This is a genomic window from Kitasatospora sp. NPDC057542 (assembly GCF_042801945.1).
GTDB lineage: Bacteria > Actinomycetota > Actinomycetes > Streptomycetales > Streptomycetaceae > Kitasatospora.
Map to the genome: position 1 here is coordinate 1 of NZ_JBHVFE010000025.1, position 19814 is coordinate 19814.

General features: G+C 73.4%; 20 protein-coding genes and 1 riboswitch. Of the genes, 7 read left to right on the forward strand and 13 right to left on the reverse strand.

Going from position 1 to position 19814, the window contains the following annotated elements:
- Positions 1–105: 105 nt before the first annotated feature.
- Complete coding sequence (locus tag ACFU7Y_RS05575) at positions 106–1269, reverse strand: acyl-CoA dehydrogenase family protein (protein WP_224283305.1); 1164 nt, start codon at positions 1267–1269, stop codon at positions 106–108.
- Positions 1270–1479: 210 nt separating this feature from the next.
- On the opposite strand from ACFU7Y_RS05575, the gene ACFU7Y_RS05580 reads away from it, so the two are divergent.
- Positions 1480–2136, forward strand: coding sequence for a uridine kinase (locus ACFU7Y_RS05580; RefSeq protein WP_380766565.1), 657 nt, complete (start codon positions 1480–1482; stop codon positions 2134–2136).
- Between the two features lie 389 nt (positions 2137–2525).
- Entirely contained in the window at positions 2526–4613 is a 2088-nt protein-coding gene (locus ACFU7Y_RS05585) for an AAA family ATPase (protein ID WP_380766574.1), read from the forward strand.
- A gap of 109 nt (positions 4614–4722) precedes the next feature.
- Here ACFU7Y_RS05585 and ACFU7Y_RS05590 read toward each other — a convergent pair whose 3' ends face one another.
- From ACFU7Y_RS05590 to ACFU7Y_RS05640, 11 genes are all read right to left on the reverse strand, one after another.
- Positions 4723–5709: an NAD-dependent epimerase/dehydratase family protein gene (locus tag ACFU7Y_RS05590; RefSeq protein ID WP_380766566.1), complete on the reverse strand. Its 987-nt coding sequence runs from the start codon at positions 5707–5709 to the stop codon at positions 4723–4725.
- Between the two features lie 110 nt (positions 5710–5819).
- A complete protein-coding gene (locus ACFU7Y_RS05595; protein ID WP_224274144.1) occupies positions 5820–6866 on the reverse strand; it encodes a hemolysin family protein in 1047 nt (348 codons plus the stop codon).
- Positions 6863–8206, reverse strand: coding sequence for a hemolysin family protein (locus tag ACFU7Y_RS05600; protein WP_224274146.1), 1344 nt, complete (start codon positions 8204–8206; stop codon positions 6863–6865). The genes ACFU7Y_RS05595 and ACFU7Y_RS05600 overlap by 4 nt, the downstream gene beginning before the upstream one ends.
- Before the next feature lie 222 nt (positions 8207–8428).
- Positions 8429–8869, reverse strand: a complete 441-nt coding sequence (locus ACFU7Y_RS05605) for a PH domain-containing protein (protein WP_224274147.1) — start codon at positions 8867–8869, stop codon at positions 8429–8431.
- Between the two features lie 190 nt (positions 8870–9059).
- Entirely contained in the window at positions 9060–9908 is an 849-nt protein-coding gene (gene hisG / locus ACFU7Y_RS05610; RefSeq protein WP_224274149.1) for an ATP phosphoribosyltransferase, read from the reverse strand.
- A 56-nt stretch (positions 9909–9964) separates the two neighbouring features.
- Positions 9965–10237: a phosphoribosyl-ATP diphosphatase gene (locus tag ACFU7Y_RS05615; RefSeq protein ID WP_097238956.1), complete on the reverse strand. Its 273-nt coding sequence runs from the start codon at positions 10235–10237 to the stop codon at positions 9965–9967.
- Positions 10238–10337: 100 nt separating this feature from the next.
- On the reverse strand, positions 10338–10811 hold the full coding sequence (gene ribH, locus ACFU7Y_RS05620; RefSeq protein WP_224274151.1) for a 6,7-dimethyl-8-ribityllumazine synthase: 474 nt from the start codon (positions 10809–10811) through the stop codon (positions 10338–10340).
- Positions 10812–10878: 67 nt separating this feature from the next.
- Positions 10879–12150 (reverse strand): bifunctional 3,4-dihydroxy-2-butanone-4-phosphate synthase/GTP cyclohydrolase II, encoded by a 1272-nt coding sequence (locus tag ACFU7Y_RS05625; protein WP_224274152.1) that lies wholly within the window; start codon positions 12148–12150, stop codon positions 10879–10881.
- Positions 12147–12734: a nicotinamide riboside transporter PnuC gene (locus tag ACFU7Y_RS05630; RefSeq protein ID WP_380766575.1), complete on the reverse strand. Its 588-nt coding sequence runs from the start codon at positions 12732–12734 to the stop codon at positions 12147–12149. The genes ACFU7Y_RS05625 and ACFU7Y_RS05630 overlap by 4 nt, the downstream gene beginning before the upstream one ends.
- 56 nt (positions 12735–12790) lie before the next feature.
- Entirely contained in the window at positions 12791–13474 is a 684-nt protein-coding gene (locus ACFU7Y_RS05635) for a riboflavin synthase (protein ID WP_224274156.1), read from the reverse strand.
- A gap of 223 nt (positions 13475–13697) precedes the next feature.
- Positions 13698–13825, reverse strand: a riboswitch (FMN riboswitch).
- 152 nt (positions 13826–13977) lie between these two features.
- On the reverse strand, positions 13978–14292 hold the full coding sequence (locus tag ACFU7Y_RS05640; RefSeq protein ID WP_224274158.1) for an antibiotic biosynthesis monooxygenase: 315 nt from the start codon (positions 14290–14292) through the stop codon (positions 13978–13980).
- Positions 14293–14485: 193 nt separating this feature from the next.
- On the opposite strand from ACFU7Y_RS05640, the gene ACFU7Y_RS05645 reads away from it, so the two are divergent.
- Positions 14486–15181, forward strand: a complete 696-nt coding sequence (locus ACFU7Y_RS05645) for an MSMEG_1061 family FMN-dependent PPOX-type flavoprotein (protein ID WP_224274160.1) — start codon at positions 14486–14488, stop codon at positions 15179–15181.
- Positions 15182–15294: 113 nt separating this feature from the next.
- On the opposite strand, the gene ACFU7Y_RS05650 is transcribed toward ACFU7Y_RS05645, so the two are convergent.
- The gene (locus ACFU7Y_RS05650) at positions 15295–15483 is read right to left on the reverse strand and encodes a DUF1508 domain-containing protein (protein ID WP_224274161.1); all 189 of its coding nucleotides are present in this window, start codon (positions 15481–15483) and stop codon (positions 15295–15297) included.
- A 168-nt stretch (positions 15484–15651) separates the two neighbouring features.
- Between ACFU7Y_RS05650 and ACFU7Y_RS05655 the strand changes: the two genes are divergently transcribed.
- From ACFU7Y_RS05655 to ACFU7Y_RS05670, 4 genes are all read left to right on the forward strand, one after another.
- A complete protein-coding gene (locus ACFU7Y_RS05655; protein ID WP_224274169.1) occupies positions 15652–16065 on the forward strand; it encodes an HIT family protein in 414 nt (137 codons plus the stop codon).
- Positions 16066–16174: 109 nt separating this feature from the next.
- A complete protein-coding gene (locus ACFU7Y_RS05660; protein ID WP_380766567.1) occupies positions 16175–17239 on the forward strand; it encodes a serine hydrolase domain-containing protein in 1065 nt (354 codons plus the stop codon).
- Between the two features lie 563 nt (positions 17240–17802).
- Positions 17803–18423: a hypothetical protein gene (locus ACFU7Y_RS05665; protein WP_224274173.1), complete on the forward strand. Its 621-nt coding sequence runs from the start codon at positions 17803–17805 to the stop codon at positions 18421–18423.
- Positions 18424–18566: 143 nt separating this feature from the next.
- A complete protein-coding gene (locus ACFU7Y_RS05670; protein ID WP_224274175.1) occupies positions 18567–19766 on the forward strand; it encodes an alpha/beta hydrolase in 1200 nt (399 codons plus the stop codon).
- Positions 19767–19814 lie beyond the last annotated feature (48 nt).

The window sequence follows — 19814 nt, forward strand, 5'->3', positions numbered from 1 at the left end:
ACTCCGCACCCTGGAGTGACGGCCGGAGGCCGTGTGTGGGGGGCCGCGGCCTGCCCGGAGGATCACTGCCGGGTCCGACAGGCCCCACCGGGCGGGCCCCGGGCGTCAGGCCTTCGTGAGGTGGCGGCCGATCACCAGGCGCTGGATCTGGTTGGTGCCCTCGACGATCTGCAGCACCTTGGCCTCGCGCATGTAGCGCTCGGCCGGGAAGTCCTGGGTGTAGCCGTAGCCGCCGAGCACCTGGACGGCGTCCGTGGTCACCCGCATCGCCGCGTCGGTGCAGAACAGCTTGGCCATCGCCGCCTCCTTGGAGAACGGCCGGCCGGCGTCCCGCAGCCTAGCGGCGGACAGGTAGAGCGAGCGGCCGGCCTCGATCTGGGTGGCCATGTCGGCGAGCATGAAGGACAGGCCCTGGAACTCGGCGATCGGGCGGCCGAACTGGCGCCGGGTGCGGGCGTAGTCGACCGCGAGGTCGAGCGCGGCCTGGGCGACGCCTATCGCGCACGCGGCGATGCCGAGGCGGCCGGAGTCCAGCGCGGCGAGCGCGATCTGGAAGCCCTGCCCCTCCTCGCCGATCAGCCGCTCGCGGGGCACCCGGGCGCCGTCGAAGTGCAGCTGTGCGGTCGGCGAGGAGCGCATGCCCATCTTGTGCTCCGGCGGGGCCGCGGACAGGCCCTGCTGGGTGCCGGGGACCAGCAGGCAGCTGATGCCCTTGGGGCCGTCGACGCCGGTGCGCACCAGGGCGCTGTAGAAGTCGGCCTGACCGCCGTGGGTGATCCAGGCCTTGGTGCCGTTCACCACGTACGCCTCGCCGTCGAGGTCGGCGCGGGTGCGCAGCGCGGCCGCGTCGGAGCCGGACTGCGGCTCGGAGAGGCAGTAGGCGCCGAGCTGCTCGCCGGAGAGCATGGCGGGTAGCCAGGTGTCGCGCTGTTCGTCGGTGCCGAAGGTGGCGAGCGCGTGGCAGGACAGGGTGTGCACGCTGACGCCGAGGCCGACGGCCAGCCAGCCGGCCGCGAGCTCCTCCAGCACCTGGAGGTACACCTCGTAGGGCTGTTCGCCGCCGCCGTACTTCTCGTCGTACGGGAGGGAGAGCAGGCCGGCCTCGCCGAGGGTGCGGAAGGCCTCCCGCGGGAAGCGGCCGGCGGCCTCGTCCTCCGCCGCGCGCGGCCGGAGCTCGCGCTGGACCAGCTCCCGGGTGAGGCTCAGCAGCTCGCGGGCCTCCTCGCTGGGCAGCTGGCGCTCCACGGCTTTCACAGGGGAGGGGGTCATGGCGGCGGTCGCCTCCTCGATCGGGCGCCGGACCGGGGTGTCGGCTGGTCCGGCGTGGGTGGGGCAGTCGGACCGACCGGCACCGGGTTGCGGTGAACGGCCGTTCACAGTCGTGGCGAAGGCGAGTATGCCCGAAACCCGCGCTGCCGTCACGACCTGCACAGATGAACTGTCCGCAGTGGCGGGCTACGGCACCGTAGGGTTGACGTTGTGGCTGTATCCGAACCTCTCCCGCCCCGCCTCGGGCCCGCTCCGGACGACCGGTTGACCGCGCTCGCGGCGGAGCTCCGCGCGCTGCCGCCCTCCTGCGGGCCGGTGCGGCTGGTCGCGGTGGACGGGCACGCGGGCTCCGGCAAGACCACCTTCGCCGGACAGCTGGCGGCGGCGCTCGGCGGGGCCCCGGTGGTCCACCTCGACGACCTGGCCACCCACCGCGAGCCCTTCGGGTGGACCGGACGGCTGCGCGAGCAGGTGCTGGAGCCGCTCGCGGCCGGGCGGGACTCCGAGTACCGGGTGTACGACTGGACGCTGCGCCGCTTCGCGGGCACGGCGGCGGTGCCGGCCGCGCCGGTGGTGCTGGTGGAGGGGGTGGGCGCGGGCCGGCGGGCGGTGCGGCCCTGGCTGGCCCGGGTGGTCTGGATGGAGTTGGACGCCGGCTCCGCCCGGCGGCGCGGGGAGGAGCGGGACGGTCCGGAACTGGCCGAGTTCTGGGCGGGCTGGGCCCGGGCCGAATCGGCGCATTTCGCCGCCGACCCGAGCCGCCCGTACGCCGCGACGCGGGTCGACGGGGTGACCGGACGGATCGCCGCGAGCACCGTGGGTGAACCTTCAACCATCGCCTTGACCTGCGACATCGCCAGGATCTAGGTTCTCCTCAGCCGCCGGAACGAAAGCTTCCGGTCGCCTCGGACCCGGCGCCCCCGGCTTGTTCCCCCGTGAGCCGGGGACGCCGTCCGGTCCCCTTCCGAAACTCGCTCCCCCGCCGCCCGCTTCGTCACCCGGGCGCTCAACGGCCGCTCGCGCGATCGCATTTGACCCTGTGCGGCACCCTTCCGGATCAGCCCCGCGCCGGTACGATTCCTGGCAGGCGCATATGCGCCGAAGGGGGTCGACGACCACCGGCCGGGCCAGGCGCAGGCGACCCGCCGGCCGAGCCCCGGGCCGCACCGCGGGGGGCGTGAGTGACGACGGTGGACAGTTCCGACAGCACGGCGGGCGGGCCCGACCGGCTCGCCGACCGCGCCTGGCTGCGCGCCATGGACGCCTACACGGCCGGCGCGTACACCCGGGCCGAGGAGGAGTTCCGGGCCGCCGTCCGGCTGGACCCGGGCATGGCCGACGCCTGGCTCGGGCTGCACGCACTGCGCAGCGACACCTCGGCCGCACTGCTGGCCATGTACCGCCACCAGAAACGGTTCGGCGAGCAGCGGCGGCTGCACCGACGGCCGCTCAGCTCCTGGTACTGGCTCGGCTGGTGGGTGCAGCCGGTGCTGGAGGACGCCCGCGACCTCGCGCTGGCGCACGCCTCGCACTGGCTGGACGGCCGCCACCTGGCCGAGCTGGACCGGGCGTTGGAGCAGTGCCCGGCACCCAGCGAGGACCCGTCCGCCCGCTTCCTCTACGCCTGCCGGTCCTACCTGCTCAAGGACTGGGAGCAGCTGATCCGGGACACCGACCGCCTGCTGGACGACCCGCTGCTCGGCATCGAGGCCGGGCTGTTCGCCGGGATGGCGCGGGTGCGCCTCGACATGTGCGCCCAGGCGCAGGCGCCGCTGGCCGCCTCCCTGGCCCGCTGCCGCTCCGAGCAACCGCAGCGCAAGGAGCTGCGGTACTGGCTGGCCCGGGCGTACGAGGGGGCCGGGCGCAGCACCGCGGCGCTGCCGCTCTACCGGGCGGTGCACCGGGCGGACCCGGCGTTCATGGACACCGCGGCACGGCTGGCGGCCATCGCGGCCGAGGACGCGCTCGCGGACGAACTCGCGGACGAACTCGCGGACGAACTCGCGGACGGTCTGCCGACGGGCGGGCGCCCGGGTGCGGCCGACGCCGCCGCACCGGCCGGGCCGGGTGTCGACGACGGGTACCCGGAGGAGGCCGGGTTCGCCGGGATGCCCGGATACGTCGAGGAGTTCGGGGACGCGGGCGGGCCGAGCGGCGTGACCGTCTCCCGCGACGGGGGATCGAACGGCGGGGTGTCCGACGGCGGGCTGTCCAACGGCGGGGCGCCCGGTGGGCTGCCGTCGGGCGGCGGTCCCTCCGTGGACGCCGGACTGGTGGACGGACCCCCGGCGGACGGAACCCTGACCGGCGGCGTGCCGACCGGCGGCGCCCTGCTGGACGGCGCCGCCGCCGACGGCGCGCCGCAGACTGCCGGGGAGCGCTCCGGCTCCGGCACGCCGTCCGGCCCCGCCGTACCGCCGCCGCTGCCCGCCTTCGGCAGGGCGCAGCCCCGGACCGCCGCCGCACCCCAGCCCCGGACCGGTGGCGACGAACGGGAGTTGGACGCGGCCCTGGCCGAACTCTCGCTGATGGTCGGCCTGGAGCCGGTCAAGCGCCAGGTGCGGGCGCTGTCCGCCCAGTTGAGAATGTCGCGGCTCCGGGCCGAGCAGGGTCTGCCCGTCCAGCCGCCGAAACGCCACTTCGTCTTCTCCGGCCCCTCGGGCACCGGCAAGACCACCGTGGCCCGCATCCTCGGCCGGGTCTTCCACGCCCTCGGCCTGCTCTCCGGCGACCACCTGGTGGAGGCCCAGCGCGCCGACCTGGTGGGCGAGTTCCTCGGCCAGACCGCCGTGAAGGCGAACGAGCTGATCGACTCCGCCCTGGACGGCGTGCTGTTCATCGACGAGGCGTACAGCCTCTCCAACTCCGGCTACACCAAGGGCGACGCGTACGGCGACGAGGCGCTCCAGGTGCTGCTCAAGCGTGCCGAGGACAACCGGGACCGGCTGGTGGTGATCCTGGCCGGCTACCCCGAGGGCATGAACCGGCTGCTCGCCACCAACCCCGGCCTCAACTCCCGCTTCACCACCCGGGTCGACTTCCCCAGCTACCGCCCCGGCGAGCTGACCGCGATCGGTGCGGCGCTGGCCGGCCGGGACGGCGACGGCTGGGACGAGGACGCCGCCGAGGAGCTGGCCAGCATCTGCGCCCACGTGGTCCGTGAGGGCTGGATCGACGAGCTGGGCAACGGCCGGTTCATCCGCACCCTGTACGAGAAGTCCTGCGCCTACCGGGACCTGCGACTGTCGCTGCTGCACGAGCCGCCGGGCCGGGAGGACCTGGCCACGCTGCGGCTGCCGGACCTGGTCCAGGCGTACGGGGAGCTGATCGACGGCCGGAGCTGATCCCCGACTCCGGGGACCGGCTCCCCCGGGACCGGCTGCGCCCCGGTGCCCGTGCTGGTGCCCGGGTGCGGCCCGGGTCCGGCCGTCGAGGACCCCGGTGTCGGCAGTGTCAGCCCTTGAGGAGCGCGGCCTCCCGCTCCCGGTCCAGCCCGACCCCGGCCCGGTCGGCCCACTGCGGGGCGCTGCCTCCGATCGACCGCAGCCAGGCCCAGGTGTCCTCGACGGTCTCCGCGACCGGGCGGCAGCGCAGCCCGGCGCCGAGCGCGCGCTCGACCAGGCCGGTGTGCAGGAAGTCGTAGAGCTCGCCGGGCGGCAGCCAGACCGGCAGCTCGGTCCACGGCTCGATGCCCGCCGCGAGGATCCGCTCCGGGTCCGTCCAGCTCAGTTCGGCGTCCGAGCCGGTGGCCCGTACGCAGGCCTCCAGCAGTTCGCCCGTGGTGGCGTGGCCGGATGGGCTGACCAGGTTGTACGGGCCGCCGAGCCGGGCCACCGCGGCGTCCAGGATCCAGGCCGCGAGGTCGCGCACGTCGATGTACTGGAGCGCCAGGTCACGCGGCCCCGGGGCGAGCACCGGGCCGCCCTCGGCGATCCGGTTGAGCCACCAGGGCAACCGGCCGATGTTCTCGTGCGGGCCGATGATCAGCCCGGCCCGGGCCAGCAGCGCCCGCCCGCCGTACTCCGCCTCCAGCGCCAGCTCCGCGCCGCGCTTGGCCTCGGCGTAGGGCACCTCGCCGGTGAGGTCCGGGGAGGAGGCGACCACCGGCGCGGCCTCGCCGGCCCCGGCCGCCAGCGGGTAGTCGTACACCGACCGGCTGGAGACGTACGCGTAGTGGCCGACCCGGCCGTTGAGGAGTCGGGCGCTGTCACGCACCACCGCGGGGGCCCAGGACCAGGTGTCCACCACCGCGTCCCACTCCCCCGTACCGAGCGCCGCGAGGCCGTCCTCGGTGGTGCGGTCGCCCTTCAGCACCCGGACGCCCTCGGGCGCGGGCTGCGTGCCGCGGTTGAGGGCCGTCACCTCCCATCCCCTGGCCGACGCCTCCTCGGCGATGACCCGTCCGACGAACCTGGTTCCACCCAGCAGGAGAAGTCTCATGCCGACCACCCTGCTGCCAGGGTGGTCGGCATGGAACGGCTGAACGCTCTGGGCGGAATCGCCGGGAGCGGACACGCCGTCAGCGAAAGCCGGAACTTTCCGGAGGGGTGTCAGACCGTGGCGCGGTGGTCCGGGTCGTGCACCTCGCCGACCAGTTCCTCCAGCACGTCCTCCAGCATGACCACCCCGAGCGTGCGCCCGTCCTGGTCCAGGACGGCGGCCAGGTGGCAGGCGGCCCGGCGCATCGCGCCGAGGGCGTCGTCCAGCGGGAGGCTGCCGCGCAGAGCCGTGATCGGCCGCCGCAGACGGGCCGGGACGGGCATCGAGGGGTCGTCCACGTCGAGGACGTCCTTGAGGTGGACGTAGCCGAGGTAGCCGTGGCCGGCCGGATCGCCATCGGTGACCGGGAAGCGCGAGAAGCCGGTGCGCAGCGCCAGTTCCTCGACCTCGGCGGCGGTCGCCTCGGTGTCCACGGTGACCAGCTGCTCGGGCTTGAGCAGCACCTCGGTGACCGGGCGGTGGCCCAGCTCCAGGGCGTCCTCCAGGCGCTCCTGGCGGCTCTCGTCGAGCAGGCCGGCGTCCCGGGAGTCCGCCAGCAGGTACATCAGCTGCTCGGTGGTGAAGACCGACTCGACCTCGTCCTTGGCGTCCACCCGGAACAGCCTCAGCACGCCGTTGGCGAAGGCGTTCAGCAGCCGGATCACCGGGGAGAGCCAGCGGGCCAGCCGGTCCAGCGGCGGGCCGAGCCAGAGCGCGGCCCGCTCCGGGCCGGCCATGGCCATGTTCTTCGGCACCATCTCGCCCATCACCATGTGCAGGAAGACCACGACGGCGAGCGAGATCCCGTACGAGAGCGGGTGCATCAGGGCGGACGGGACGCCGATCGCGTGGAACGGACCCTCCAGCAGGACGGCGATGGTCGGCTCGGCGAGGGCACCGAGGCCCAGCGAGCAGACGGTGATGCCGAGCTGGGCGGCGGCCAGCATCGCGGAGACGTTGGACAGCGCGTGCAGCACGGTGCGGGCACGCCTGTGCCCGGCCTCGGCGAGCGGCTCGATCTGGCTGCGACGCACCGACACCACGGCGAACTCGGCGCCGACGAAGAAGGCGTTGCCGAGCAGGAGCAGCAGCGCGACGGCCAGTTGCAGGGCGGTCATCGGCTCTCCTGCCCGTCCTCGTCGAACTGCGCGGGCGCGCTCGTGCGCTCCACCCGGACCTCGGTGGTGCGGTGGCGGTCGACACCGGTCACGGTGAAGCGCCAGCAGGGCAGGTGGGCCTGCTCGCCCACCTCGGGGAGCTTGCCGAGCAGGTCGGCGACCAGACCGGCCAGGGTCTCGTACGGGCCGTCGGGGGCGTTCAGGCCGATCCGCTCCAGCTGGTCGATCCGGGCGCGGCCGTCGGCCTCCCAGACCGGCAGGCCGTTGACCGGCGGCAGCGGGAGCAGCTCGGGGTGGTCGTCGGGGTCGTGCTCGTCCTGCACCTCGCCGACGATCTCCTCGACGATGTCCTCGACGGTGACGACGCCGGCGGTGCCGCCGTACTCGTCGACCACGATGGCCATCGGCTGGAGGCGGCGCAGCTGGTCGAGCAGCCGCTCGGCGGGCAGCGTCTCGGGTACCAGCAGCGGCGGCGAGGCCAGCTCGCCGACCCGCACCAGGCCGCGCCGGACGGCCGGGACGGCCAGGGCGTCCTTGAGCGTGACGGTGCCGGTGACCTCGTCCAGGCTGTCGGTGTAGACCGGGAAGCGGGACAGGCCGGTCGCCCGGGTGAGGTTGATGACGTCGGAGGCGGTGGCGTCGCGCTGGAGCGCGGCCACGTCCACCCGCGGGGTCATCACGGACTCGGCGGTCAGCTCGCCCAGGCCCAGGGTGCGGACGAAGAGGGTCGCCGATTCCTCGTCTATCGCGCCGGCCTTGGCCGAGTGGCGGGCCAGCGAGACCAGCTCGTCCGGGGTGCGGGCGTGTCCCAGCTCCTCCTGCGGCTCGATGCCGAAGGCCCGGACGGTCCGGTCGGCGGTCCCGTTCAGGAAGCTGATCAGCGGACGGCAGGCGAAGGAGAACGCCATGTGCGGGGCGGCGACCGCGCGGGCCACCTGGAGCGGGCGGGAGATCGCCCAGTTCTTCGGCACCAGCTCTCCGATCACCATCTGGACGACGGTGGCCAGCGCCATGCCGACGATCACGGCGACGCCGCGGGCGGCCGCGTCGGGCACGCCGATGGCGGACATGACGGGCGCGAGCAGGGTGGACAGGGCCGGCTCGGCGAGCATGCCGACCACCAGCGAGGTGACGGTGATGCCGAGCTGGGCGCCGGAGAGTTCGAAGGAGAGGTGCCGCAGGGCGCCGGCGACGCGGCGGGACTTGGCGTCACCCGCCTCGGCGGCACGTTCCACTGCCCCGCGCTCGACGGTCACGAAGGCGAATTCGGCGGCCACGAACAGGCCGTTGGCGAGGATCAGGAGAACGGCCGCGAGCAACAGCAGCCAGGCGGTGATCACAGTGCCGCCTGCCTTCCGGGGGTCGGAAGCGAGGCGGCGCAGGTACTACCGGACGGATCGTCCATCGAGGGGGAGTGTCACTCCTCAGGTCGGTCGGGCACTCGATTTCGGGCAAGGCGGACTTTGCCCCACTTTTACCAGCGTAGACCATACCCGGATGGGGGTAGGAAGCCCGTTCGGCCCGCCATGGTCCGGGAACCCCAGGTGGGAGGAGGTCCGGGCTCAGACCTGGGCGTGGTGCTCGACCAGGTCGCGCAGCGCGCGGGCGTCCGCGATCGCCTGCGCCTGGCCGACCCCGGACTGGATGCCGACCGCGGCGAGCGAGGTGCCGTCGGCGAGGTCGAGGGTCGCCCACGGGTCGCCCTGGCGGAAGTTGACCCGGACGATCTCGGCCCAGGCGAGCCGACGGCTGCGGACGAAGTTGACCACCGTCACGCCCTCCGCGTCGGCGCTCACCCGGGGGCGGGCCAGCATCAGGCCGACGGCGGCGAAGAGGATGCCGCTGGCCGTCATCATGATCCGGTCGTTGAGCTGCCAGTTCTCCGGGAGCAGCACGGCCATCGCGGAGAACAGCACCACCAGCAGCACGCAGACCGGCAGGAGCACGGCGCGGGTGCGGCGCGGCGCCCAGGTGACGGGGAACTCGACGGGCGGCGTGGACACGGGCGATCTCCGGGGGTGGTTCTGGTGACGGCAGCACGAGGGGCGGGGACGCGGTCGGCGTCCCCGCCCATTGAACCGTTCTTTACTCGTGGACCGGTGAGCAGGCCACCCGGGCGAGCGGGTTCCCCGGGCATCGCGGCCGCTCGGTCGTCGCGCTCACCCGGGCGAACGGGTCACCCGGGCGGGCGGGTCAGAGGCGGCAGGCGTGGATGTTGGTGACCAGGATGGCCCGGGCGCCGATGCTCCACAGGTCGTCCATGATCTGCTGGGCCTCCTTGCGGAGCACCATCGAACGCACCGCGACCCAGCCCTCGGTGTGCAGCGGCGAGACGGTCGGCGACTCCAGGCCCGGGGTGAGCGCGACGGCGGCGCTGACCTTCTCGGCGCGGATGTCGTAGTCCATCAGCACGTAGCGGCGGGCCACCAGCACGCCCTGGAGGCGGCGCAGGAACTGCTCCACCCGCGCGTCCTCGCCCGCGCCCTTGGGCCGGATCACCACGGCGTCGGAGACCAGGATCGGCTCGCCGAACACCTCCAGGCCCGCGTTGCGCAGGCTGGTGCCGGTCTCCACCACGTCGGCGATCACGTCGGCGACACCCAGCTGCACGGCGGTCTCGACCGCGCCGTCCAGCTTGGTGACCGTCGCCTTCACGCCGTGGTCGGCCAGGTGCTGCTCGACCAGGCCGGTGTAGGAGGTGGCGATCCGCAGGCCCTCCAGGCCCTTGACGTCCTCGACCGTCACGCCCTCGGGACGGGCGAAGCGGAAGGTCGACCCGGAGAAGCCGAGGGCGAGCACCTCCTCGGCGTTGGAGTGCGAGTCCAGCAGCAGGTCGCGGCCGGTGATGCCGACGTCGAGGCGGCCGGAGCCGACGTAGACGGCGATGTCACGCGGGCGGAGGAAGAAGAACTCCACCTCGTTGTTCGGGTCGACGAGGACGAGCTCCTTGGGATCCTTCCGCTGGCGGTAGCCGGCCTCATGGAGCATCTCCGCCGCGGGACCCGAGAGAGAACCCTTGTTGGGGACGGCGATGCGCAGCATGGGAGGTTGCTTCCTTACCTGTAGGGAGGATGGGCGCGCTCGGGAGAGCGGGGTGTCTAGAGGTACTTGTAGACGTCGTCGAGCGTCAGCCCGCGGGCGATCATCATCACCTGAAGGTGGTACAGGAGCTGGGAGATCTCCTCCGCCGTCTGCTCGTCCGACTGGAACTCGGCGGCCATCCAGACCTCGGCGGCCTCCTCGACGACCTTCTTGCCGATCGCATGGACGCCCTGCTGGACGAGCTGCGCGGTACGGGAGGACGAGGGGTCGCCGGTGGCGGCCTTCTGCTGGAGCTCGGCGAAGAGCTCCTCGAATGTCTTCGAAGCCATGATGGGGCCACCTTACGGTGTGCGGGCGGACGGACGGTAAACGGTCCCGGAGCGTGGACGGTCCGGTGGACTTCCGCGCTCCGGGACCGTACGGGCGTCGTCAGAGCGCGGCGCGCAGCACCACGGCGGTGGCGACGGCGGCGGTGACGGCCTCGTGGCCCTTGTCCTCGGCGGAGCCCGGCAGACCCGCCCGGTCGATCGCCTGCTCCTCGTTGTCGCAGGTCAGCACACCGAAGCCGACCGGGACGCCGGTGTCGACGCTGACCTGGGTGAGGCCGGCGGTGGCCGCCTGGCAGACGTAGTCGAAGTGCGGGGTGCCGCCGCGGATCACCACGCCGAGGGCCACCACGGCGTCGTAGCCGCGCTCGGCGAGGCGCTTGGCGGCGACCGGCAGCTCGAAGGTGCCGGGCACCCGCAGCACGGTCGACTCGGTGACGCCCAGCTCCTTGAGCGCGCGGTGGGCGCCGTCCAGCAGGCCGTTCATCACCTTGTCGTGCCACTGGGCGGCGACGACGGCGACCTTGAGGTCGGCGGCGCCGTCGATGGTCAGCTCGGGGGCTCCGTGGCCGCTCATGCGCTTCTCCTACTTCCTGTTTGTCTCTGATGGGGGTGCTTCAGGTGCTTCAGGTGCTTCAGCAGCTTCAGGAGCCGAGGCCGGGCAGGTCGTGGCCCATCCGGTCGCGCTTGGTGCGCAGGTAGCGCAGGTTGTGCTCGCCCGGCGCGATCTCGACCGCTTCGCGCCCCTTGACCTTGAGCCCGTGCTCGGTGAGCGCGGCCAGCTTCTGCGGGTTGTTGGTGAGCAGGGTGAGCGAGCGGACGCCGAGGTCCACCAGCATCTGGGCCGCGATGCTGTAGTCGCGGGCGTCGGCCGGCAGGCCGAGGTCCAGGTTGGCGTCGACGGTGTCCCGCCCCTGCTCCTGGAGCTCGTACGCGCGCAGCTTGTGGGCCAGGCCGATCCCCCGCCCCTCGTGGCCGCGCAGGTACAGCACCACGCCGCGCCCGGCCTCGGCGACCCGCTGCAACGAGGCCTCCAGCTGCGGGCCGCAGTCGCAGCGCAACGAGCCGAAGACGTCACCGGTCAGGCACTCGGAGTGGACCCGCACCAGGACGTCCTCGCCGTCCGGCAGCCGGCCCTCCGCGTCCAGGCCGCCGGCCACCAGCGCGAGGTGCTCGACGCCGTCGATGGTGCCCCGGTAACCGACGGCGGTGAACTCCCCGTGCGCGGTGGGCAGGGCGGTGGCGGCGGCCCGGTCGACGTGCAGCTCGGTGCGGCGGCGGTAGGCGATCAGGTCCTCGATGGAGATGATCGCGAGGCCGTGCTCGCGGGCGAAGGCGACCAGCTCGGGCAGCCGGGCCATGGTGCCGTCGTCGTTGACCACCTCGGCGATCGCGCCGGCCGGCGGCAGCCCGGCGAGCCGGGCCAGGTCGACGGCGGCCTCGGTGTGGCCGGGGCGGACCAGCACGCCGCCCTCGACGGCGCGCAGCGGGAAGACGTGCCCGGGGCGGGTGAGGTCGCCGGGCTCGGTGCCGGGCGAGGACAGCAGCCGTACGGTGCGGGCGCGGTCGGCGGCGGAGATGCCGGTGTCGACCCCCTCCCGGGCGTCCACCGAGACGGTGTACGCGGTGCCCTTGCGGTCCTCGTTGACCTGGGTCATCGGCGGGAGCTTGAGGCGGTCCAGCTCCTCGCCGGTCATCGGGGCGCAGATCACGCCGGAGCTGTAGCGGATGGTGAAGGCCATCAGCTCGGGGGTCGCGGCGGACGCGGCGAAGACGATGTCGCCCTCGTTCTCGCGGTCCTCGTCGTCGACCACGACCACGGCCCGGCCGAGCGCGATGTCGGCGATCGCCCGCTCGACCGGGTCGAGGACGAGCTCCGGTTCGGTGGCGCCGCTGCTGGACTGGTTCTCGGTCATACCGTGGCTCCCTGCGGGACGGTGGCGGACTTGGCGCGCGGCTCACGGGTGCTCAGCCACCAGGAACGCAGGCCGAGCAGCACCAGGACGAAGTAGACGGAGTACGTCAGGCCGGAGAAGGTGTAGCCGCTGTTGAAGGCAAACGGCACGCCGACCGCGTCGACCGCGATCCAGGCGAACCAGAACTCCACCCAGCCGCGGGCCTGGGCGACCATCGCGGCCAGCGTGCCGACGAAGATGTAGGCGTCCGACCAGGGGCTCCAGGAGAGGCTGGGGAAGGACGTGAAGAGCAGGGCGAGCGCCACTGTGCCGGCCGCGGTGCCCGCCGCCAGCACGCTCCGCTCGGGCCAACGGGCGAACCGTACGGCGATCGTGCCGCCGTCGCGGCGGCCCCGCCGCCACTGCGCCCAGCCCCAGGAGGCGGTGGCGATCACGATCAGCTGCTTGCCGATCAGGCCGGGGACGTGGCCGCCGAGGTAGGCGGCGATCAGCACCGCGCCGGACAGCAGCTGGACGGGCCAGCTCCAGACCGAACGGCGCCAGCCGAGCGCGAGCCCGCCGAAGCCGAGGATGTTGCCGAACATGTCGGCCCACTTGACGTGTTCGCCGAGGACGGTGAACGCCTCGCCGCTGAGCCAGCTCACTCGGACTCCCCCGGGGTCGCGTCGATCGACAGGTCGGGCAGGTTCGGCAGGGTGCGGGACTCCAGCAGGCGCTCGACGTACTTCGCGAGCACGTCCACCTCCAGGTTGACGCCCTCCCCGACGGTCTTGGCGCCGAGCGTGGTCAGCGCGAGGGTGGTCGGGATGAGGCTGACGGTGAAGCTGTCCCTGGCGGCCTCCACCACGGTGAGGCTGACGCCGTCGACCGTGATCGAGCCCTTCTCCACCAGGTAGCGGGAGATCGTGCCGGGCAGCGAGAACCGCAGCACCTCCCAGCGCAGGCTGCCCTCCGCGTCGCGCTCCCCGGGCTCACGGCTCAACAGCCGCCCGGTGCCGTCGACATGACCCTGGACCAGGTGGCCGCCCAGCCGGGCGCCGAGCGCCATGGCGCGCTCCAGATTGACCCGGGAGCCGGGTGCCAGCTCGCCGAGGCTGGAGCGGTGCAGCGTCTCCGCCATCACGTCGGCGCTGAACTCGCCGGTGCCGGCGGCCAGTTCCTCCGGGCTGTCGACAACGGTCAGGCAGACGCCGTTGACCGCGATGGAGTCGCCGTGACGGGCACCCGTACAGACCACCGGGCCACGCAGACGGATGCGTGAGGAGTCGCCGATCTCCTCGATCGACACGACCTCGCCGAGCTCTTCGATGATGCCGGTGAACACCCGGGTTCTCCTCGCGCTTGGGGCGCGGACTCCGGGGCGGCAGGGGAGATGACACGGACGGGCACCGGCACGCGGGCCCGTGGCACGACCCGTCGCCGGGGATGCCGAGGCCACCGGGAGATCGCTCCCCCGGCACGGGAGACACCGCTCCCACCACACACCTGACCGAGGCCCGGGAGGCAGTCGCCTGCCGCTGGACCACGGGTACTGCTCTTCGTCCGCCCGCGCACGCCTCCCATCCGGACTTTAACCGTCGGTCCAGGAATTTCACCTGGTCAACCGGCCGCTGGCTGCGGACGGGTCGCGGACTGTAACCGCCGGTTCGGATTTTCACCGACCCCGGAGTGCGCTGAACGTCACTGCTTGATGCCGTCATTGTGCCACGGTCCGCGCAAGGGCGGGGAGAGCCTCCGGCTGTGGTCTGTTTCACGGACTTGCGGGGAATGCGCGGCCATGTGCACCCGCGCCACCGCCCGGGGCGCGAGGGTGGTGGCCATGGGGCTTCAGGGCACGGTGGGGGCGGTGACCGACGTGAAGTGGGTGACCTCCGGGGGGTGGGCGAGGTAGCTCAGCTCGCCCTCCGACCAGACCGGCCGGATCCGCCACATCGGCCCCGCGTACACGCGCAGGGCCTCCTCGTCGCGCCAGCGGCTCACCACCACCACCCGGTGCCCGTCCTCGGACACCGAGCGCAGCAGCTCGCCGCCGAAGCAGCCCTCGGTCCGCCCGAGCTGCGGGATCACCTGGGCGGCCAGGTGCGCGCAGAACTCCTCGATGCGACCGGCCATGACCTGCCCGGTCCAGATTCTGACGATCACGACCACCACCTCCGGCTGCGGCTGCCGTCCCGGGCCCGCCGGCTCCTGGCCCCAGTCGTCCCCGGCCGGTGGTCCCTGGCCCCCATTATGAGCGGAAAACCGCTGGTGGGGAGGGGTGGGGCCGGGATTTCGCCGAGGGGCTCCGGAGGTGCCGGGGCAGGGTCCGCCGAGCGGCCTCGGCTACATTCCCGGTATGACGACCACACCGGAATCTGTCACTCCGTCAACCACCGCGCCGGACCGGCCGGGCAGCCTGTTCGACTCCCTCCACGCGGGCGCGCTCAGCGATCCCGCCCAGCTGCGCGAGATCTACGAGCAGCCCGGCGACCATGCGCGCCGCAAGCAGGTCGACCGCCTGCACGAGGTCGCCCAGCACCTGATCGCCTGCTCCTCGCTGGTGTTCGTGGCCAGCTCGGACGCCGCCGGGCGCTGCGACGTCTCCCCGCGCGGCGGACCGGCCGGGCTGGTCTCGGTGCTCGACGAGTACACCCTGGCCATTCCGGACGCCACCGGCAACAAGCGGTTGGACACCCTGCACAACATCCTGGAGACCGGCCGGGTCGGACTGCTCTTCGTCGTCCCGGGCCGGGATGCCACGCTGCGGGTCAACGGGCGGGCCTGCGTCTCCACCGACCCCGGGCTGCTGCGGCAGCTGACCGCCGTCGGCAAGCCGCCGCGCAGCGCGATCGTGGTCGCCGTCGAGGAGGTGTACGGACACTGCCCGAAGGCCTTCCTGCGCTCCTCGGCGTGGAAGCCGGAGAACTGGCTCGCCAAGGACGCGCAGCCGAGCTCGGCGGAGGTCACGCTCTCTCACCTGCGGGACGAGTCGCTGACCGTGGAGATGATCGAGCAGAACGAGCGGGAGGCGCTGCTGTACCGGTACGAGTGAGGTGGGCGGCACGGTGGCGCTGTGTTGCCGCTTCGCGGGGCCCGACGGGCGGGGGTCGGTCACCCGCCGGCCGGCCGACCCATCGGGATCGGCAACCCGCCGGGCCCGCGCGTTCAGGCGGCCTTGGAAGCGTCCGCCCCGGTCGTGCCGTCGGCGGCCCGCTGGACGGCGTCAACGCCCTTGTGCGCGGCTTCCTTGCTGGCGTAGCCCTGGCCGGTGGCGACGATCCCGCCGTTGCCCGCCTTGAGCCGGAACCGGTACTTGCCACCGGAGTCCTGGTAGACCTCGAACCTGCCCGACATCCGGGCCACCTCCTCGTGGGGCGCACGGCGCGCCCGCTGATCGGCCCCCGGCAGCACCGTGTGCCCGACGCCGGGCGGCCGCACCCGGGCGGCACCCGGACGGGTGAAGCCGGGTTCACCGGCGTTCGCAGGGGTGCCGGGACGGCCGCCGGTGGTTTGAATGGACGGATGGACTGCGTCTTCTGTGCGGTGGTGGCGGGCGAGGAGCCGGCGCACCAGGTGCTGGACGACGAGGTGGCGGTGGCCTTCCTGGACCGTCGGCCGCTGTTCCCCGGGCACGTCCTGGTCGTGCCGCGCGCCCACCACGTGACGCTGGCCGACCTACCGGCCGCCGAGGTCGGACCGTTCTTCCTGCGGGTGCAGCGGGTGGCGACGGCCGTCGAGCACGGGCTGGGCGCCGCGGGCAGCTTCGTGGCGGCGAACAACCGGATCAGCCAGTCGGTGCCGCACCTGCACGTCCACGTGGTGCCGCGCAATCCGCAGGACGGGCTGCGCGGGTTCTTCTGGCCGCGGCGGCGGTATCCGGACGAGGCGGGGGCGGCGGAGGTCGCGGCCCGGCTGCGGGAGGCACTGGCGGACTGAAGGGGGTGCGAGGCACATCGGGGCGTACCGCTGCGGTCGCATCGGCGGGGGTCGATATCGTTTTCCGGGCGGACGATCCGGTCCGTAGGGGGCACCTAGGCTCACCGGCATGAACGAACTCGCCTGCCTCGTGCAGCAGACGGCCGACCGGCTCTCGGGCCGACACGTCGGCGTGGTGGTCGCCGGGCTGGCCGGCGGCGACGTGGAGATCCGCGGTGCCGGGCGGACCGGTCCCGGCGGTGGGGTGCCCGGACCGCACACGCTGTTCGAAATAGGTTCCGTCACCAAGGTGTTCACCTCGCTCGTGCTCGCGCGACTGGCCCTCGACGGTGCGGTCCGGCTGGACGAGCCGCTCGCCGAGGTGCTCACCGGGGCGGCCGGCGGGCGCGCCGTCGTCCCGGCCAAGGGCCCGCAGCCGATCACCCTGCGACACCTCGCCACCCACACCTCGGGGCTCCCCCGGCTGCCCCGGGGCATGGTGGTGCAGTCGCTGATGGCACCCAACAGGCCCGATCCGTACGCCGATTGCACCGCCGAGCGGGTGCTCGACGGGCTTGCGCGGACACGGCTGCGGACCGCGCCCGGGCGCGGCTTCCGCTACTCCAACCTCGGCGCGGGGCTGCTCGGCCTGGCCCTCGCGCAGCGGTGCGGCATCGGGTACGAGGAGCTGGTGGCGCGCGAGGTCTGCGCGCCGCTCGGCCTGGTGGACACCTGCGTGCGATCGGACCCGGACCAGTCCGCGCGGCTGGCTCACGGGCACACCCCGGGCGGCCGGCCGGTGCCCTACTGGAACCTCGCGGCCGTGCCCGGCATGGGCGCGCTCCGGTCGACCGCCGCCGACCTGGTGGTGTTCCTGCGGGCCCAACTGGCCACCGAACGCGAGCCGGACGCGCCGCTGTCGCCCGCGATCGCCCTCACCCGGGAGACCCGCCACCGAGTCAACCCGTTCGCCTGGACACACCTGGGCTGGCTCGGCCACCGGCTGCACACCCAGCAGGGCGGACACCTCCAGATCTGGCACAACGGGGGGACGGGCGGGTTCAGCTCGTTCACGGCCTTCGACCCGGAGAAGCAGGTCGGCGTGGTGGTGCTGGCCAATACCCGCCGGTCGGCCGATCCGGCGGGCACGGCACTGCTGCGCAGGCTGCAGAACGGGTTCTCGGCGGCGGGGTGAGGGGCCGCCCCCCTGCGGCCGGTGGTTTCAGCCCGAATGCGGCAAATATGCCGATCGGCACTGTTGGCTGGCACAGCCAGGAGTCGATCCTGGGCATCCGACGACGGCGGCTCCCCCGAGGGGGCCGCGGAGCGGAAGGAGCTCGACATGACGGTTGTGCTGCTGCCCGGGCGGGCGTTGCCGCCCGGCCCGGGTGGTGTCTGCCCCGTTCGTACCCACCCCCGTGGCGGGTGGTCCCGGCCGGGGCGCGATGATGAAGGGGTCGTTTCGGGCCAAAAAGTGCCGATTGGCACTGTCGCCAGGGGCGACGGGCGGTCGATGCTGGGGATCCGGCAGTCGCGGTTCCGAAGGGGAAGTCCGCCGAGTGAAAGGGGGCCGACGTGGCGGTGACGTGGTCGCCGACGCGGGCGCGGTCTGCGGGTTCGGCCGGTGCGGCCGGTGCGGCCGGTTCTGCGGCCGGTTCTGCAGGCGGGCTCGGCCCGGTGGTGCGGGTGCACCGGCGCTTCCGGCCGCTGTCCTGGCCGGCGCGGGTGTGGTTGCACTCCTGCGGGATCTCCGTCTCCGTGGCGGTCTGTCTGGCGCTCGGTGAGTGGTGGCCCGCGCCCCTGCTGGCCGCAGCGGCGGTGGTGGCGGTGAGCGGTTACGAGCGGCTGCGGCAGGCACCCGGGCTGCGGTCCGTACGGGTCCACGAGGGCGGGCTGGTGCTGGTCTCGGCGGACGGCGGCGAGGAGCCGCTGCCCTGGCGCGCGATCGAGGCCACCGAGTACTCCCCCGGGGGGCCGCGCGGGGTGCACGAGCACGGGCGAATATGGCCGGCGGGCGCGGGCGAGCCACTGGTGCTGGCACACCTGCGCGGGCTGGACGGGCTGTTCCGGGAGCTGGAGGAGTGCCTCTCCCCCTGGCTCCGGGCCGCACTGCACGAGACGCTGCGCACCGAGGGGAGCGTCCGCTTCGTACGGGGGCGGCTGACGGTGACGGTCGGCGGGCTGGCGCACCGGCCGCCGCACCCGCTCGCCGCGACGGAGGCCTACCGGTGGACGGAGCTGCGCTCGGCCCGGGCCTCCGGCCTCGGTGAGTTGGAGATCCGGACGCACTCGGCCGGTCTCCCACTCACCTTCCCGGTGCCCAACGCCCGTGCGGCCGCCGACTTCCTGGAGGACCTCCGGACGGCTTCCCTCGGGTGACCGCCCTCGGCGGCCGCCCGCCCGAGCCGGCCCGAATCCCTCAAAAGCCGACCCCTAAGGGGTATCACGCACCCTTCCCGGAAGGGATCAGTACGCCGCTGAGTGGACGTCAGCTCCCTTTCCCGCGATCTACCGTCGCCGCTATGAGCCGACTCCGCACGACCGCCGCCGCGGCAGCCCTGCTGCTCGCTCTGCCGCTGTCCGTCGCCGCTGCCGCGCCCGCCCTGGCCGCGCCGCCCATCGCCACCGACTCCGCCACCACCGCCCCGGCCGACTCGACCACCCAGGCCGCCGCCCAGGTCGAACTCCCGCGTCCGACCGGGCCGTACGCGGTCGGGCAGGAGGTCCTGCACCTGGTGGACCAGAACCGTCCGGACCCGTGGGTGCCCTCCGCCGGCCCGCGCCGGCTGATGGTCTCGATGTACTACCCCGCGCACGCCGGGACGGGCACCCCCGCCCCGTACATGACGCCCGCCGCCGCCCGGGCCATGCTGGACTGGAAAATGCCGCACAACACCATCCCGACCGAGGCGGTGTCCGGCACCCGGACCTGGGCGGAGTCCGGGGCGCGACCGCAGGGCGGCCACTACCCGCTGGTGGTCCTGTCGCCCGGCTTCACCATGCCGCGCGCCACCCTCAGCAGCCTCGCCGAGGACCTGACCAGCCACGGCTACGTCGTCGCGGTGATCGACCACACCTACGAGAACACCGGGACCACCTTCCCCGACGGGCAGACGCTCCCCTGTGAGGCGTGCGGGAAGGTCATCGGCGACGACGGCGCGGCGCACCTGGAGGCGGGCCGGGCGAAGGACGTCTCCTTCGTCATCGACCAGCTGACCGATCGCCCGCACCCGGCCTGGCGCTACGCCCGGCTGATCGACCGCGACCGGATCGGCATGGCCGGGCACTCCGCCGGCGGTGCGTCCACCGTCCCGGCCCTGCTCACCGACGACCGGATCCGGGCCGGGGTGAACATGGACGGCACCATGCACTACCTGGTGCCCGAGTCCGGCCTCAACGGCAAGCCGTTCATGATGATCGGCCACCCGCTGCCCGGCGGAGGCGAGGACGCGAGCTGGCTCACGAGCTGGGCCCGACTGGACGGCTGGAAGCGTTTCCTGACCGTCGACGGCACCGACCACAGCAGCTTCACCGACTACCCGGTCTTCTACGACGGGCTCGGCATCCCCAAGGGCCCGTACACCACCATCGGGGGCCGGCGGGCCGTGGCCCTCACCCGGCAGTACGTCGGGGCGTTCTTCGATCTCCAGCTGAAGGGCGTCCCGCAGCCGCTGCTCGACGGGCCGAGCGCCGCCAACCCGGAGGTGCGGTTCACCCCCTGACGGCCGGCCCCGAACGACAGCGGTCCTCGGGGCGGGACCGACGGCCGG